The organism is Gammaproteobacteria bacterium (assembly GCA_041395725.1).
Lineage (GTDB): Bacteria > Pseudomonadota > Gammaproteobacteria > Pseudomonadales > Pseudohongiellaceae > NORP240.
The window spans coordinates 3893917-3909369 of record JAWKZW010000001.1 but is presented as its reverse complement, the minus strand read 5'-3'; the positions used below and the strand labels follow the sequence as shown (position 1 = coordinate 3909369).

General features: G+C 53.9%; 16 protein-coding genes. 15 read left to right on the top strand and 1 reads right to left on the bottom strand.

Annotated elements, in window-relative coordinates:
• The first annotated feature begins 16 nt into the window (after positions 1 to 16).
• The 5 genes from R3F50_17315 (at position 17) to htpG (ending at position 5101) form a co-directional block, all read left to right on the top strand.
• Positions 17 to 547, top strand: a complete 531-nt coding sequence (locus R3F50_17315; GenBank protein ID MEZ5492048.1) for a MotA/TolQ/ExbB proton channel family protein — start codon at positions 17 to 19, stop codon at positions 545 to 547.
• A 52-nt stretch (positions 548 to 599) separates the two neighbouring features.
• The gene (locus R3F50_17310; GenBank protein MEZ5492047.1) at positions 600 to 1007 is read left to right on the top strand and encodes a biopolymer transporter ExbD; all 408 of its coding nucleotides are present in this window, start codon (positions 600 to 602) and stop codon (positions 1005 to 1007) included.
• A gap of 17 nt (positions 1008 to 1024) precedes the next feature.
• On the top strand, positions 1025 to 1639 hold the full coding sequence (locus R3F50_17305) for an energy transducer TonB (protein ID MEZ5492046.1): 615 nt from the start codon (positions 1025 to 1027) through the stop codon (positions 1637 to 1639).
• Between the two features lie 6 nt (positions 1640 to 1645).
• Positions 1646 to 2995, top strand: coding sequence for a hypothetical protein (locus R3F50_17300; GenBank protein ID MEZ5492045.1), 1350 nt, complete (start codon positions 1646 to 1648; stop codon positions 2993 to 2995).
• Positions 2996 to 3169: 174 nt separating this feature from the next.
• Complete coding sequence (gene htpG, locus R3F50_17295) at positions 3170 to 5101, top strand: molecular chaperone HtpG (protein ID MEZ5492044.1); 1932 nt, start codon at positions 3170 to 3172, stop codon at positions 5099 to 5101.
• An 88-nt stretch (positions 5102 to 5189) separates the two neighbouring features.
• Here htpG and argS read toward each other — a convergent pair whose 3' ends face one another.
• Positions 5190 to 6926 (bottom strand): arginine--tRNA ligase, encoded by a 1737-nt coding sequence (gene argS / locus R3F50_17290; GenBank protein ID MEZ5492043.1) that lies wholly within the window; start codon positions 6924 to 6926, stop codon positions 5190 to 5192.
• Positions 6927 to 7097: 171 nt separating this feature from the next.
• On the opposite strand from argS, the gene R3F50_17285 reads away from it, so the two are divergent.
• From R3F50_17285 to mltG, 10 genes are all read left to right on the top strand, one after another.
• Complete coding sequence (locus R3F50_17285; GenBank protein ID MEZ5492042.1) at positions 7098 to 8057, top strand: RluA family pseudouridine synthase; 960 nt, start codon at positions 7098 to 7100, stop codon at positions 8055 to 8057.
• A gap of 59 nt (positions 8058 to 8116) precedes the next feature.
• Positions 8117 to 8662, top strand: coding sequence for a YceD family protein (locus R3F50_17280; GenBank protein ID MEZ5492041.1), 546 nt, complete (start codon positions 8117 to 8119; stop codon positions 8660 to 8662).
• Between the two features lie 80 nt (positions 8663 to 8742).
• A complete protein-coding gene (gene rpmF, locus R3F50_17275; GenBank protein MEZ5492040.1) occupies positions 8743 to 8922 on the top strand; it encodes a 50S ribosomal protein L32 in 180 nt (59 codons plus the stop codon).
• A 2-nt stretch (positions 8923 to 8924) separates the two neighbouring features.
• On the top strand, positions 8925 to 9953 hold the full coding sequence (gene plsX, locus R3F50_17270; protein MEZ5492039.1) for a phosphate acyltransferase PlsX: 1029 nt from the start codon (positions 8925 to 8927) through the stop codon (positions 9951 to 9953).
• 87 nt (positions 9954 to 10040) lie between these two features.
• Positions 10041 to 10979, top strand: a complete 939-nt coding sequence (gene fabD / locus R3F50_17265; protein MEZ5492038.1) for an ACP S-malonyltransferase — start codon at positions 10041 to 10043, stop codon at positions 10977 to 10979.
• Positions 10980 to 11044: 65 nt separating this feature from the next.
• Positions 11045 to 11788 (top strand): 3-oxoacyl-ACP reductase FabG, encoded by a 744-nt coding sequence (gene fabG / locus R3F50_17260; GenBank protein MEZ5492037.1) that lies wholly within the window; start codon positions 11045 to 11047, stop codon positions 11786 to 11788.
• Positions 11789 to 11981: 193 nt separating this feature from the next.
• Complete coding sequence (acpP, locus tag R3F50_17255; GenBank protein MEZ5492036.1) at positions 11982 to 12215, top strand: acyl carrier protein; 234 nt, start codon at positions 11982 to 11984, stop codon at positions 12213 to 12215.
• Between the two features lie 95 nt (positions 12216 to 12310).
• Positions 12311 to 13552 carry a beta-ketoacyl-ACP synthase II gene (fabF, locus tag R3F50_17250; protein ID MEZ5492035.1) on the top strand — a complete coding sequence of 414 codons (1242 nt, stop codon included), beginning with the start codon at positions 12311 to 12313 and terminating at the stop codon, positions 13550 to 13552.
• A 45-nt stretch (positions 13553 to 13597) separates the two neighbouring features.
• A complete protein-coding gene (pabC, locus tag R3F50_17245; protein MEZ5492034.1) occupies positions 13598 to 14443 on the top strand; it encodes an aminodeoxychorismate lyase in 846 nt (281 codons plus the stop codon).
• Positions 14418 to 15449 carry an endolytic transglycosylase MltG gene (gene mltG, locus R3F50_17240; protein ID MEZ5492033.1) on the top strand — a complete coding sequence of 344 codons (1032 nt, stop codon included), beginning with the start codon at positions 14418 to 14420 and terminating at the stop codon, positions 15447 to 15449. The genes pabC and mltG overlap by 26 nt, the downstream gene beginning before the upstream one ends.
• Positions 15450 to 15453: the final 4 nt, after the last annotated feature.

Below are 15453 nucleotides of genomic sequence, written 5' to 3'. Positions count from 1 at the left end.
CGGAGGTTAGATAATTATGTACTTCACGCTATTAGACATGTTGGATGCTATCGGCAGTTTCATGGATCGTGGTGGCCCAGTTCTCTGGGTCATCGCCGGTCTGCTGCTGATCAAGTGGTCGCTGGTTTTTGAGCGGGTTTGGTATTTACACACCACGCACAAGAAAAACGTGAAAAACACCCTGGCTGCCTGGAATGCGCGCTCCGATACCAAGTCATGGAGCGCACACGCTATCCGCCAGATGATGATTTCCAAAGTGTCCCTGGATCTGCGTACAACCATGCCAATGATCGAATCACTGGTTGTGGTCTGTCCACTATTAGGTCTGATCGGCACTGTAACCGGAATGATCGAGGTTTTCTTCGTGATGGCGGTTACCGGTGGCGGTGACGCCAAGTCCATGGCCGGTGGTGTTTCCAAAGCAACCATTCCCACTATGGCGGGCATGGTCGGGGCTTTATCCGGAATCTTTGCGTCTAACTGGTTGAAAGCCAGCATTGATCGCGACCTGGAATTACTCGAAGACCACTTACCATTAAGTGATTGATCTGAACCAACATCGTAAGAACAAGGGTCTACTCTACTAAGGGGTAAGAATTATGAGATCAGGTTTAATGAAGAAGAAGGCCGAAGAGCCAGCAGGTGAGATCGATCTCACTCCAATGCTGGACGTGGTCTTTATTCTGCTGATTTTCTTTATCGTTACCTCGGTATTCATTACCGAGGCCGGCATCGACGTCGCCAAGCCAGAAGCCTCCACTGCGGAACCGAAAAGCAAAGATTTGATTCTTATTGCTGTCAGTCCGCAGGGAGACATCTGGATCGATGGCGAGCAGATCGATCCACGTTTCATTCGCTCCCGCTTTGAGCTTCGACTGGCAGAGTCACCTAATTCCTCTGTCGTCATTCAGGCTGACCAGGCGGCAAGTAACGAATATGTCATGATGATCATGGCGGCTGCCCGCGAAGCTGAAATAGCGGACGTTTCCATATCAACTGAAGCCTAATCCAAGGAGACCTGACAATGATATTTATAAGATGGGGCTTGTCTTTGGTTCTAGCGAGCGGAATAACATTTGGGCTTTTCTACTTCATGCAGGCATTGATTGCCACCGGTGATAGAGTCGAGCAGAACTTGAGCATCGTCAGGGTTGTGGACGCGACGATGCCCGACATCGAACTGGAAGTCATTGAGGAAATCGATGAGCCAGAGCCTATCGAAGACTTGAACGAGCCGCCACCTGAGCCTGAAAATCGACAGGTTGATCTGGATAGCGGGCCTTCGTTGGCCATCGCCAGGACCGAGGTGAACATTGACGCCGATCTAAATCTTGGTAACGCGTCTATTTCCATCACTGACGGGGAGATGTTACCGCTAGTAAACGTTACACCGCAGTACCCGACCCGAGCAGCATCCAGAGGTATTCAGGGCTGGTGCCAGGTCAGCTTCACGGTTGACGGTGACGGAAATGTGGTTGAGGACACCATCACTGTTGTTGATGCAGAGCCACCCAGTATCTTCGACCGCTCCTCTATTCGAGCGGCCGCGCGGTTCAAGTTTCAACCCCGTGTTAAGGACGGTGTTGGTGTCCCCGTACCCAATGTTCAGTACGTATTCAGATACGTTCTGGAGGAGTGATAATTAATGAAAAAGTCACTTGTTAAAGGTTTACTGCTGGCAATCTTTTTTGCGGCCAATATGACGATGCTGGAAATCGCGTTGGCTGGAGAGGAGCAGCGGGCACCGCCACCGACCCGCTCCTCCGACGTATTGTCCGACAGGGTTTTCAGGGCGATCAGTGAAGTTCAGGAATTGATGAGTCCGGAGGATCCTGAGGATCAGCCGGACCTGGCTCGTGCGAAGGTTCTGCTGGATGAATTGTATGAGTCCCGCTATGAGAGAATGAACGACTTCGAGAAATCGACGGTGCTGAATTTCTACTCCAACTATTACCTGTCAACCGATGATATCCCCGCGGCAATTCGCAATTTCGAACAAATGCTGGAGATTGAGGAACTGCGTGAGGATGTTCGCTTACGAGCCCTCAGAGCGCTCGGGCAGCTCAATATGGCGGAGGAGAACTACGAGGACTCCATCACCTTTTACAACCAATGGCGGGATCTGTCCCTGGAAGAGGACGACACGGTATTTCTCGGGCTGGCCAACAGCTATTACTCACTGGAGCGCTATGCAGAAGCTGTCCCTCACATGCTGAGCCACATGGAAATGCTGGCTGATGCCGGGGAAGAGATTGAACGTAACAAGTGGGGCCTGCTCAACGTGCTCTACATTGAGCAGGAAGATTACGTCAACGCGCTGCAGGTTACCGAGAACATGGTAGTCAAGTTCAATGACCCAGCCGACTGGCGTAACCTGTCCGCAATCTATTCTTTCCTGGATCAGGACAGTAATCGCATCGGGTCCCTGAGAATACGTTACCTGCTTGGTAACATGGACAGCGACGCTGAGTACATGAATCTGGGTCAGTCACTGGCCGGTGAAGAAACACCATACTCTGGTGCCGAGGTCATCAAGGCCGGCATCGATTCCGGTATCGTGCCGGAAGACGTGGATAACCTTAAGATTCTTGTGCAGATGTATCAGCTGGCTTTTGAGTTTGACGAGGCTGTTGAGCCTGCCATCAAGCTGGCAGAGATGTCCGAGTCAGGAGACGGGTACGATACCCTGGGCTATATTTACTATATGCTGCACGATTATGAGGCTGCGGCCGAGGCATTCCGTAACGCTATCGACAAGGGCTCACTGGAAAACCCCGCGGACACAAATCTGTTCCTCGCACGAGCATTGGTGGAACTGGATGAGTATACCGCTGCGGAAGCAGCGGCAAGGCTCTCAGCGGATCTCGGTGACGATTCTGATTCGAGGGCTGCGAGGAATTACCTCAATTTCATCAATGCACAGCGCAATCGCTATAACGCAATTTCACAGCGTAAAGCTAATGCCATCGATTTTTACGTAGCCTACGACGATTGATGGATCTGCATTTGGTGCTTGAATAGCGTAAAAACGCCCCCATAAAAAGCCCAGTTCAATGAACTGGGCTTTTTTTTGCCCAAAAATTACGAAATCCAGTAACGGTAAGTCAAGCACGCGCTATGACCACTCGATAGACAAAAATTCAATTTAAGTTAAACAAGAGGCTATTCAATGACTGCAGAAAATAAGGCAGAAACCAGGGGCTTTGAAACAGAAGCCAAGCAACTGCTGCACTTGATGATCCACTCGTTGTACAGCAATCGCGAAATTTTCTTACGGGAGTTGATATCCAACGCCTCCGATGCAGCGGACAAGCTTCGCTTCGAAGCGCTGTCAGAACCAGACCTGCTGGCGCAGGATACGGAGCTGTCAGTAACCATCGATTACGATTCCGACGCTGGCACGGTAAGCATCTCGGACAATGGGATAGGTATGAGCCGTGATGAGGTTATCAGTCACCTTGGCACTATTGCCAAGTCGGGTACTGCTCAATTTCTTCAATCTCTTACCGGTGACCAGAAAAAGGATTCCAGATTGATCGGTCAGTTCGGCGTCGGTTTTTACTCGGCGTTTATCGTAGCTGATGAAGTTGAAGTGGTCACTCGTAAAGCAGGGCTGGCTGAGGACCAGGCGGTTCGATGGAAGTCTACCGGTGAATCGGATTACACCATTGAAGATGGGCATCGAGAGACCCGTGGTACGACAGTCATACTGTACCTCAAGAAGGACGCGGCTGAGTTCGCAGAACCTTACCGTTTGAGAAGTATTGTAAAAAAATACGCTGACCACATATCCATTCCGGTGCTGATGAAGAAAGAATCGCCTGCCACTTCCGAGGAGTCCGAGGAAGCTGAAGAGGCTAAGAAAGCGGAAAGTTCCATAGAGTATGAATCCGTTAACCTGGCTAAGGCGCTGTGGACCCGGCCGCGCACTGAACTGAACGACGAGGAGTATCAGGAATTTTATAAGCACGTCATCCACGACTTCGAAAACCCTGCTACCTGGAGTCATAATAAAGTAGAAGGGAAACTCGAATACACCAGTCTGCTCTATGTGCCGTCGAGAGCTCCATTTGATCTTTGGAACCGGGAAGCGGCGAGAGGATTGAAGTTGTATGTGCAGCGGGTTTTCATCATGGATGACGCTGAGCAGTTCCTGCCGTTGTATCTGCGCTTTATCAAGGGCGTCGTGGACTCCAACGATATCTCTCTCAATGTCTCAAGGGAGATTCTGCAGAAAGACCCAGTCGTAGATTCTATGCGCAGCGCGCTGACCAAACGTGCGCTGGATATGCTGGAAAAACTGCGCAAGAACGACAAGGAAAAGTACGCTGTTTTCTGGAAGGAATTCGGCCAGGTACTCAAAGAGGGACCTGCCGAAGATTATGCGAATCGCGAGAAAATCGCCAGTCTGCTGCAGTTCACTACAACCGAATCAAAGGCCAGTGAACAGGATCAGGGCCTCGAAGACTATGTCTCCCGGATGAAGGAGGGCCAGGACAAGATTTACTATCTGGTTGCCGATTCGTTGAACGGGGCACGTAACAGCCCGCATCTGGAAATTTTCCGTAAGAAAGGTATTGAAGTCATTCTTATGCACGATCGCATCGATGAATGGCTGATGGGCTACCTGCAGGAGTTTGATGGCAAGCAACTGCAGGATATAACCCGCGGTGAGCTCGATCTTGGAAAGCTGGAGGACGAGGAAGAGAAAAGCCGCCATGAGAAGGTGGAGGAAGATCTGAAGGGGCTGGTTGAGCGGGCCAAAGGCGCCCTGGGTGAGCGCGTGCAGGAAGTAAGGCTGACTCACAGATTGACCGACTCACCCGCCTGCCTTGCGATGGGGGAGCATGAACTGGGCGAGCAGATGCGTAAGATTCTCGAGGCGTCTGGACAGCAGGTGCCGGAGAGCAAGCCTGTCTTTGAACTCAATCCAGACCACCCTCTGGTGGAGAAACTGGACCAGGAGAGTGATGAGGAGCGCTTCGCCGACCTGATCGGAGTGTTATTCGATCAGGCCAGCCTGTCACAGGGGCGGCAGCTTGACGATCCCGGACAATACAGTCGCCGTTTGAACAAACTGCTGCTGGAATTGTGTAACTGACCCGGAGGTTTCACCCTTTTTCCGTAACGAGGCCGTTCCATGGAGCGGCCGCCGCTGGAGGGTGATTGAATTTCCGGGGCAGCCTCCTCTACATCTGTTCCAGGGTATTCAGTCCCAGCAGGTCCAGGCCCTCCCTGAGCACGTCGGCGGTAATCCGGGCCAGGGCCAACCTGCTGGCCCGGACGTCTGGCTCCGCCTTGAGAATAGGGCAGGCCTCATAAAAGCGCATGAACAAACCAGCCAATTCAAAAAGATAGGTGCACAGATGGCTGGGGTAGTAGTCTGAAGCGACCACCTGCAATACCTCCGGTAAGCGGAGTAATTTGACCATCAACGCTCGCTCCTCCGGTGCCGTGATGGAAATCGCTACAGCCTCTTCAGAGGTATTCAGCGGTTGCTTGCGGAGCACGCTTTTGATTCGCGTGTAAGCGTAGAGCAGATAAGGCGCGGTATTCCCATCCAGGGCCAGCATGCTGTCCCAGTCAAACACGTAGTCGCTGGTTCGATTCTTGGACAGGTCGGCATACTTGACAGCGCCAATCCCTACTTTTTCGGCGATCTCCCGACGGGTCTCCTCGTCGGTGTCCGGGCTCTTGGCAGAGACCAGCTCGAAAGCCCGCCGGACAGCTTCATCCAGTAGATCAATCAGCTTGGTGAGACTGCCACTTCGGGTCTTAAAGGGTTTTCCGTCCTTGCCCATCATCGTCCCATAGGCAACATGCTCTAACTGGCAGGCAGGCGGCAGGAAACCGGCGGCTTCGGCCACGGCAAAAACCTGCTGAAAATGCAGCCCCTGTCTTGCATCCACTACATAGAGCACGCGGTCGGCACTCAACTCCTGGGCCCTATAACGGATGGCCGCCAGGTCGGTGGTGGCATACAGAAATCCGCCGTCAGACTTCTGTACAATGACCGGCAGGGGTTCGTCGTCTTTGCCTCGGAATTCTGGCAGGAACACGCAGCGCGCGCCCTCAGAAACAGTCAGCAATCCCTTGTTATCCAGGTCTTTAACTATTCCCTGTAACTTGTTGTTATAAAAGCTTTCTGCTCTCAGATCTGAACGCCTTATCTTGATGCTGAGTTTGTCATAGACCGCTTCACAATGGCGCAGGGATTCTTCGATAAACTGATGCCAGAGAGTCAGACTCTGTTTATCACCACTCTGCAGTTTGACCACGCTGGCGCGTGCCTGGTTGGCAAAGTCCGGGTCGGCATCAAACTTCTCCTTGGCAGCCCGATAAAATGCTTCCAGATCGGACAGCTCAGCTGACAGGGAGTCCAGGTCGTCGCTGACAAGGCGCAGGTAGGCGATCAGCATGCCAAACTGGGTTCCCCAGTCGCCAACATGATTCTGCCGGATGACTTTATGGCCAAGCCTCTCGAGGATCCGAACCAGGCTGTCGCCGATGATCGTGCCGCGCAAGTGCCCGACGTGCATTTCCTTGGCCAGATTCGGCGAGGAGTAATCCACTACAATGGTTTCCGGCTCGCTTACAGGGGGAACCAGATCAGCCGTGTGCTGCTGCAGGCTGCTGACGCGGCTGGTCAGCCAGTGATCCGACAGATGGATATTGATAAATCCAGGGCCAGCCACTTCGTAGCGTTCTACCAACTGACCGGTTTCCAGTGCCTGGCATACTGCTGTGGCGATTTCCCGCGGGTTCCTCTTTAGCTGCTTCGCAACAGCCATGACCCCATTCGCCTGGTAGTCCCCGAACTCGGCGCGAGAGGCCGAAATGACCGCCGCCGGGCATTCAGCGATTCCGGTAACCCGGGAGAGGGCTTCGCTGATGAGTTCATCCAGGGTTTCTTTAATCGTTGCCATGGCGCTTTTTTCCCAATTAGTAGTACCGGATAGGCCCAGTCAGAGTGTTCGGCAGGTATCCGCGCGCGAAAAGGCGGGATTGTACACTATCTGCCCAGATTCTGATTGGCCGGCGGTGTCAATCGAGTAAAATGCCGGCTCGCGCCAACTTTCACACAGGTTTAACGCCGAATGTCAGAAAATTCCCAGGTCCAACTGGTGCAGGTGGATGCCGAGACAGCAGGTCAGCGCCTGGACAATTTCCTGTTGAAGGTTTTGAAGGGCTGTCCCAAATCCCGTGTTTATCGCATTATCCGCAAAGGGGAGGTGCGCATAAATCGCAAGCGGGCTAAACCCGACAGTCGCTTAAGTGAGGGGGATACCGTGCGGATCCCGCCAGTGCGGCTCTCTGAGCGTCAGTCGCCCCCCAGGCCCGGTCCTTCGCTTACCGCGCTGCTTGAGAACAGTATTCTGCATGAGGATGACAATTTACTGGTAATTAACAAACCCGCCGGATTAGCGGTTCACGGTGGCTCTGGTGTCAAGCTGGGTTTGATTGAAGCCATGCGCCAACTGCGCCCGGAATGGCATAACCTGGAGTTGGCGCATCGCCTTGACCGCGACACTTCAGGGTGCCTGCTGTTATCGAAAAAAATGAGCTTCCTCAGAGAGATAAACAGTCAAATTAAACAAAAATCTGTAACCAAGATCTATTGTGCGCTAGTGCTTGGTTACTGGCCGGATGGCCTGCAGGTGGTGGATGCACCCCTACAGAAAAACCACCTCGAATCAGGAGAGCGCATGGTAAAGGTGGATTCGGAGGGCAAAAAGGCATTGACGCGGTTCCGCGTTATCGAACATATCGGACGCCTGGCGACACTGGTCGAAGCCGAGTTGGATACCGGTCGAACTCACCAGATCCGGGTGCACTGCCGTCATGCGGGGCATCCCATTCTGGGTGACGCCAAGTACGGCGAGCGCAATCTGCCTGCGGCAATCGGTGAAATCAAGCGCCTGTGCCTGCATGCCTCGCGGCTGGAATTCAACTACCCGGCCAACGGGCCGTTATATGAGTTTCAGGCGCCTCTGGGTGTGGACTTCCTGGCTATCGTCAAACTATTGAGAAGTCAGCAAAAAACTGCCCGGGAATAAGCCCCGGAAGAGTAGATTTTTTTGACACATCGAGGCAGTGCAACTATTATTGCGCGCCTATGTCAGAAGCCCCCCTTCCAGCCTATGTCGATGCGCGAAAGGCTTTCGCCCAGAAACTGTCGATTGCGGGTCAAATCGAGCTGAGGAAGCTCGAAAGGGTGGCGGCTTGTACGGCGGAGGCTGACGGTAAGGTCAACGCTGAGCTGAGTTTCAGTACTGACAGCGCCGGACGCCGTCGAATCAGGGGTGAGGTTTCAGCACGGTTAACATTGGTCTGCCAGCGCTGTCTGGAACCGGTAGCCGAGGAAATCAGGGAAACAGTCGATCTGGTACTGGTACCTGATGAGGCGGCAGCAGAAGCGCTCAGCACGGAGTTCGACCCGTGGATTACCGAGGATCATCGAATTTTCCTTGCTGACCTGCTGGATGAGCAATTGTTGCTGGGAATGCCGATAGTCAGCTATCACAAGGACGGACCCTGCAGCGAAAACACCCGGGTCGAAGTAAAAGCGGAACCAGGGACTGAAAACCTCGGAAAAGAGGAGGCCGCTGAGGCCGATTCCAGCAATCCGTTCGCGGTGCTGGCGAAGTTGAAACTGGATTGAGGCTGGGCATTATGCAGCGCTTCCAGGTACATGGATTACTGAAAGATTTTTGAAAGAATACTGACGTTTAGGAGCTTACAATGGCAGTTCAAAAGAGCAAGGTTACCCGGTCGAGGCGCAACATGCGACGTAGCCACGACAGCCTGTCCGGACCCACTTTATCCACTGACAAAACCTCCGGTGAGGTACATCGTCGGCATCACATCACTGCCGATGGTTTTTACAAGGGTAAAAAGGTGCTTGATCTCGGCGACGAGTGAACTTGAGTTACCGCAAACGCATAGCTATTGATGCGATGGGCGGTGACCTCGGTCCCCGAGTCACCGTTCCGGCAGCCCTTCGGGCACTGGCATCTTACCCGGACCTGCACCTGATCCTGGTTGGCGACAGTACCCGGATTGGAGGGCTTTTGTCGTCTGCTGGGGGTGACTTCGAGTCAGACCGGCTGACTGTGCTGCACACAGAGACTGTTGTGCACGACGAGGACAAGCCCACCCGGGTATTGCGGGATAAGACTGAGTCTTCCATGTACCTGGCTGTGCAGCTTGTGCAGCGCGGCGAGGCCCAGGCCTGCGTCAGCGCCGGGAACACCGGTGCGCTGTTGTTGTCCGGTCGACACCTGCTCAAGACCATACCTGGCATTGAGAAACCGGCAATCCTGGCCACCATACCAGGGGCCAGCAGAAATTGTTACCTGCTTGACGTCGGGGCCAACGTAGACTGCAAGGCCGGGCAGCTGTTCCAGTTCGCTGTGATGGGTTCGGTACTGGCGGAATCCCTGGGTGGATTAAAGCAGGCCAGAGTGGCCCTGTTGAACATCGGTGTAGAAGAGTACAAGGGCAGCGAACAGGTTAAGGCTGCTGCTGCGTTGCTGGAAGCCAGCGATTCGCTCAACTATATTGGCTTTGTGGAAGGCAGTGCCCTGTTTGAGGGAATTGCCGATGTGGTGGTATGCGACGGCTTTGTCGGTAATGTCACGATTAAGTCCAGCGCGGGAGTGGTGCGGGTCATCAACCAGAAGCTGTCGGAAATCGCCAGCGCCAGTGGTGATAATCAGCAGGGAGCACTGGCGCAGGCAAGAATGATCGGCGAGTTGCAGCGGCGGGTAGATCCCAGTCAGTTCAATGGTGCAAGTCTACTGGGATTACAGGGCGGCATTATAAAGAGTCATGGCAACGCCACCGCAGAGGGATTTACCTATGCGATTGAGCGAGCGATCAAAGAAGCTGAAAGCGACGTGCCTGGTTTGATAGCGGAAAAAGTCGGCAATATTGTCGGCATGGTGACTTAACTGGACTGGCAAAAGCGCAGAGGTGTCACGAGCCGGTGCTGCCGCACAGTTTGTTAGAAATCATAATAAGATCAAGCGATAACTCTCATGCATAAATTCGGATTCGTTTTTCCTGGGCAGGGCTCTCAGAAACTGGGCATGCTGGCGGATTTGGCCAGCCAGTACCAGTCAGTGGAGGCCACTTTTGCGGAGGCATCCGATGCTGTTGGGCTGGACCTGTGGGAAATCTGCCAGCGCGATGCCAGTAACAATCTCGATCAGACGCACATAACCCAGCCAGCCCTTCTGGCAGCTTCCGTAGCTGTCTGGCGGCTCTGGAAAGAGAATGGTGCGCCGGACCCCGCCATCATGGCCGGGCACAGCCTTGGGGAATACTCGGCCCTGGTGTGCGCCGGTGTTATCGACTTTACCGATGCGGTGCGCCTGGTCCATAAACGCGGCCAGTACATGCAGCAGGCCGTGCCGGCAGGCAGTGGCGCCATGGCTGCAATCGTAGGGCTGGAAGACTATCAGATTCGTGAGATCTGCCAGCAGGTAGCTGACGGGCAGATCGTCTCCCCGGCAAATTTTAATTCCCTGGGCCAGACCGTTATTGCGGGTGAATCCGATGCCGTCGAACGAGCGATGGCCGCCTGCAAAGAGGCCGGCGCCAAGCGGGCACTACCCCTAAAGGTAAGTGTTCCCTCGCACTGCGCGCTGATGCAACCCGCGGCGGATAGACTGGCCAGCGACCTCGAAGCACTGGCATTCAGGCCCGCCATCATTCCGGTGGTACAGAACGTCAATGCGGAGCTGGCCACAGAGGCCGAAAGTATCAAGCAGAATCTGCTGAACCAGTTACATCAACCGGTATTGTGGGTTGACAGTATCCGGTTAATCCATCAGGGCGGCATCAAGCTGCTGGTTGAATGCGGCCCGGGCAAAGTTCTCTGTGGTCTGATAAAACGAATCGAGCCCGGCATTTCCTGCTTTGGCAGCGATGACTGCCAGAGCTTTCAACAGGCCCGTGAAGAGGTTTCAGGCTAAGCCTCAGACCAGGCTTAAAAATACGCGGTCTGGTCGAAAACGATCATTTAGAGGAGATCACAGTCATGAGCGAAGGTGCACGAGTAGCCCTTGTTACGGGCGCCAGCCGCGGAATCGGCAAGGCAATAGCCATCGAATTGGGCCGCCAGGGACTCACCGTGGTGGGTACCGCAACTTCCGACGCCGGGGCTACCGCCATCTCCGCCTACCTGGCAGAAAATGCTGTTCGCGGCCAGGGACTGGTTCTTGATGTCGCATCTGACGAGGGCGTGGCTCTCTGCCTGGAGACTGTTACGGAGAATTTCGATGCACCGCAGATTGTGGTTAACAATGCGGGAATTACGCGTGACAACCTGTTAATGCGCATGAAGGCATCGGAATGGGAAGCTGTCATCAATACCAACCTGACGGCCATGTATCGTGTGTGTAAAGGCAGTCTGAAAGGTATGACCAGGGCGCGCTGGGGCAGGATCATCAATATCAGTTCAGTGGTTGGCTCCAGTGGTAACGCGGGCCAGACCAATTACGCTGCTTCCAAGTCTGGTGTCGAGGGCTTTTCCAGGGCACTGGCCAAAGAGGTCGGTTCCCGTGGCATAACCGTCAACGTGGTTGCACCCGGATTCATCGATACAGATATGACCAGCGAATTACCCGCGAAACAGCGAGAGACGCTGTTGGCACAGATCCCTCTGGCCAGATTGGGTAACCCTGAAGAAATCGCGGCAGTGGTCGGTTTTCTTGCATCAGAGAAAGCCGGATACATCACTGGCGAGACAGTGCACGTCAATGGTGGTATGTACATGGGCTAATCTCTTAGGCTTTTCTTTCTGCATGAAACGGTGGAAAAATTTGGTTCCAAATCAAATTAATCCGCGTTAGAGATTACAACTAAATCAAAATAGAGGTAAACTTGCGTCCATATTTCGAGGCTGGTCTTGCGCCATTCCGCGGTATTGCAGTTGGCCGCATAAAATTGTTAAAACTCAGGAGCTAATGATTGATATGAGTAGCATTGAAGAGCGCGTTAAGAAAATTGTTTGCGAGCAACTTGGCGTAAAAGAGGAAGAGGTCAAACTTTCTGCATCCTTCGTGGAAGACCTTGGCGCTGATTCACTGGATACCGTAGAGCTGGTAATGGCCCTTGAAGAGGAGTTTGAAACAGAAATTCCAGACGAAGAGGCGGAAAAAATCACCACAGTCCAATTGGCAATCGACTACATTAACGAACACCTGTAAGGTTTCGGGAAATCCAACAAAAGCTACTCTGGCCTGCCAGAGTAGCTTTTGTTTTATACGCCCATCGTAATACGCGAGTTTACGGAGATACTGCAGTGAACGGTAGAAGAGTGGTGGTAACTGGCATGGGCCTGCTTACCCCGGTTGGTAATGACGTGGAATCGTCCTGGCAAGCCATCAAGAGTGGGCAGAGCGGCATTAATCCCATCGAGCATTTCGATACGTCAGAGTTCACCACGCGCTTCGGCGGATCTATCAAGAATTTCGACAGTAGCCAGTACATGCCGGCACGAGAAGCACGGCGCATGGATGTTTTCATTCAGTATGGTATGGCCGCTGGAGCCCAGGCAGTCAAGGATGCTGGCCTGGAAGATTGCAATATCGATCCTCAGCGGGTTGGTGTGGCTGTGGGTTCCGGAATCGGTGGCATCAGTTCCATCGAAGAAACTTCTTACCTGGTCAGAACCGAAGGGCCCAGGAAAATTTCACCGTTTTTTGTACCTGGTTCCATAATCAACATGATCAGCGGCATGCTGTCTATCCGCTTCGGTTATCAGGGCCCCAATATTGCTATCACAACTGCCTGCACGACAGGAACTCACAACATCGGCATTGCTGCCAGTATGATCGCCAGCAGTCAGGCTGATGTCATGCTGGCTGGCGGTGCTGAAATGTCCTGCTCCCGGGTCGGGCTGGGTGGGTTCTGCGCAGCACGCGCTTTGTCCACCCGCAACGATGATCCGACCCGGGCCAGTCGGCCCTGGGACCGCAACCGTGATGGTTTTGTGCTGAGTGATGGCGCGGGCGTGCTGGTCCTGGAGGAATATGAGCACGCCAGGGCGCGCGGTGCCCGTGTTTATGCCGAACTGGTCGGTTTTGGTATGAGCGGTGACGCTTACCACATGACTTCGCCGCCAGAGGGCGGAGCCGGTGCAGCACAGTGCATGAAAAACGCCCTGGCCAGTGCGGCCCTGGCTCCTGAGCAGGTCGATTACATCAATGCCCATGGCACATCGACACTGGCTGGCGATAGCGCTGAGACTGCAGCTATCAAGACCGTATTCGGTGAGCATGCTTACAGACTGTGCGTCAGTTCGACCAAGTCCATGATTGGTCACCTGCTCGGTGCGGCAGGTGCGGTGGAAGCTATCGTTTCCATCCTGACCATTCGGGATAATGTCGTATCGCCAACTATTAATCTGGACGACCCTGACGACGGCTGCGATCTTGACTATGTGCCTCATCAGGCCAAGGAACGGCAGGTCGATGTGGCCATCAGCAACTCCTTCGGCTTCGGTGGCACCAATGGAAGCCTTATTTTCGCCAGGCTGAACTGACCCTGAAGCTGGCGAAGTCCAGCCTGAGCGACAGAGACCATCGACGTGTCAGCTACTCTGATCAACGGCGAAACCACTACCTGTATACCGGTTTCTGACCGGGCCTTCCAGTATGGCGATGGGGTATTCGAAACGATTCGAATTAGCCGGCGAACCCCGACCCTGTGGTCATTGCATCTGAAGAGATTGCTCGCCGGTTGCCAGTATCTGGGTATTCCGGTCGATGCACGATTGATTGAGGCAGAACTCTTCCAATTGTTAGCAACCAATCCCTCCGACGGCATCGCGAAACTGTTGATATCCCGAGGTAGCGGAGGGCGAGGCTACCAGCCACCCGCGGTGACAGAACCGCTCCGGATTGCACAATTTTATCCTCTCCCGGCAGAGTTGGATTTGCGCAGAGACAGCGGTATCCGAACGCGACTGTGCTCCCATCCCATTTCCCGCAACGGCTCGCTGACCCGCTTCAAGCACCTGTGCAGGCTGGACCAGGTGATTGCCAGTGGAGAACTTTCCGAGGCATTTCCTGAAGGTATAATGCTCACCGAGGATGAACAGGTAATCGAAGGCACCCGCAGCAACTTATTTCTGGTCTCAGGCGGTGAGCTTGTTACTCCTTCTTTACAGGAGGCCGGCATTCACGGTGTGATGCGGGAATACCTGATTAACCGGTTCGCCGGGGGGGATGTCTCTGTCAATGAAGTCAAACAGGAGATAGTCAGCCTTGAGACCCTTCGCAGTGCGTCGGAGCTGTTCTTCTGTAACAGTGTATTTGGTATCTGGCCGGTTACCGAACTACAGCTTGTGGACGGACCTATTCCTTATGCAATCGGGCCCTTTGCACAAAGAGCAGGCGAATTTGTAGATGATGCCTTTGTTTTGGAAAACTAGATCTCTCTGGCTTTGGTTGCTCAGTGGCGCGGTTATTTCTGCGTTGTTGATTGCAAGTTTCCTGGTTCGCGCCTGGGAGCAGCTTAATGCGCCCCTGAACCTGAGCTCCAGTGTGGTTTTCGAGGTGTCTGCCGGCGCGTCGCTGTCAAGAGTGGCCGATGAACTGGCTGGCAATGGCTGGCTTGACTATCCGTTGATATTTACCCTCTGGTCCAGAATAACGGACAGTGACGGGTTGTTGCAGGCAGGGGAATACCAACTCGATCCACCGATCAGCGCTATTCAATTGTTGAGCAAATTGACCAGCGGCGAGGTTAAACAGTATCAGCTCACCCTGGTTGAAGGCTGGACGTTCACCCAGGCACTGAATGCTATCTGGTCCAGTCCAGGAATCACAGCGACTTTGGCTGGGCAGGGCGGCGCGGCGATCGCAGAGAGCCTGGCATTTCGTTTTACTCACCCGGAAGGACAGCTGTTCCCGGACACCTATTTCTACACGCGAGGTACGACAGATCGTGAGGTCCTGCAAAGAGCCCATCGACGCCTGTTGGAAATCCTGGACGAAACCTGGGAGCGGCGGGCTGGAGCGTTGCCGTTCAATTCACCTTACGAAGCACTGATTCTGGCCTCGATTGTAGAAAAAGAGACCGCCGTTCCCGACGAGCGGCGCCAGATTGCCGGTGTATTTATCCGGCGTCTTGAACAGAACATGCGCCTGCAATCCGACCCCACGGTGATTTACGGGATGGGCTCCCGCTTCGACGGCAACATTGATCGCGAAGCTCTGAACGAGGTGACCCCCTACAACACCTACCGCGTAAACGGGCTTCCTCCGTCACCGATCGCCCTGGCAGGTCGAGAAGCAATACTAGCCAGCGTCAACCCGGATACTGCAGATGCCTTGTATTTTGTCTCCCGTGGCGATGGCAGCCATCAGTTTTCCGCTACCCTCGAAGAGCACAATGCGGCCGTGCGCCGCTATCAACTCGGTGAACAACCGCTATAACGTA

Coding starts and splice junctions, on each gene's coding strand:
- R3F50_17315 (MEZ5492048.1), top strand. CDS start 17: ATGTACTTCACGCTATTAGACATGTTGGATGCTATCGGCAGTTTCATG.
- R3F50_17305 (MEZ5492046.1), top strand. CDS start 1,025: ATGATATTTATAAGATGGGGCTTGTCTTTGGTTCTAGCGAGCGGAATA.
- acpP (MEZ5492036.1), top strand. CDS start 11,982: ATGAGTAGCATTGAAGAGCGCGTTAAGAAAATTGTTTGCGAGCAACTT.
- argS (MEZ5492043.1), bottom strand. CDS start 6,926: ATGGCAACGATTAAAGAAACCCTGGATGAACTCATCAGCGAAGCCCTC.
- htpG (MEZ5492044.1), top strand. CDS start 3,170: ATGACTGCAGAAAATAAGGCAGAAACCAGGGGCTTTGAAACAGAAGCC.
- fabD (MEZ5492038.1), top strand. CDS start 10,041: ATGCATAAATTCGGATTCGTTTTTCCTGGGCAGGGCTCTCAGAAACTG.
- R3F50_17285 (MEZ5492042.1), top strand. CDS start 7,098: ATGTCAGAAAATTCCCAGGTCCAACTGGTGCAGGTGGATGCCGAGACA.
- R3F50_17300 (MEZ5492045.1), top strand. CDS start 1,646: ATGAAAAAGTCACTTGTTAAAGGTTTACTGCTGGCAATCTTTTTTGCG.
- rpmF (MEZ5492040.1), top strand. CDS start 8,743: ATGGCAGTTCAAAAGAGCAAGGTTACCCGGTCGAGGCGCAACATGCGA.
- fabG (MEZ5492037.1), top strand. CDS start 11,045: ATGAGCGAAGGTGCACGAGTAGCCCTTGTTACGGGCGCCAGCCGCGGA.
- R3F50_17310 (MEZ5492047.1), top strand. CDS start 600: ATGAGATCAGGTTTAATGAAGAAGAAGGCCGAAGAGCCAGCAGGTGAG.
- R3F50_17280 (MEZ5492041.1), top strand. CDS start 8,117: ATGTCAGAAGCCCCCCTTCCAGCCTATGTCGATGCGCGAAAGGCTTTC.
- mltG (MEZ5492033.1), top strand. CDS start 14,418: ATGATGCCTTTGTTTTGGAAAACTAGATCTCTCTGGCTTTGGTTGCTC.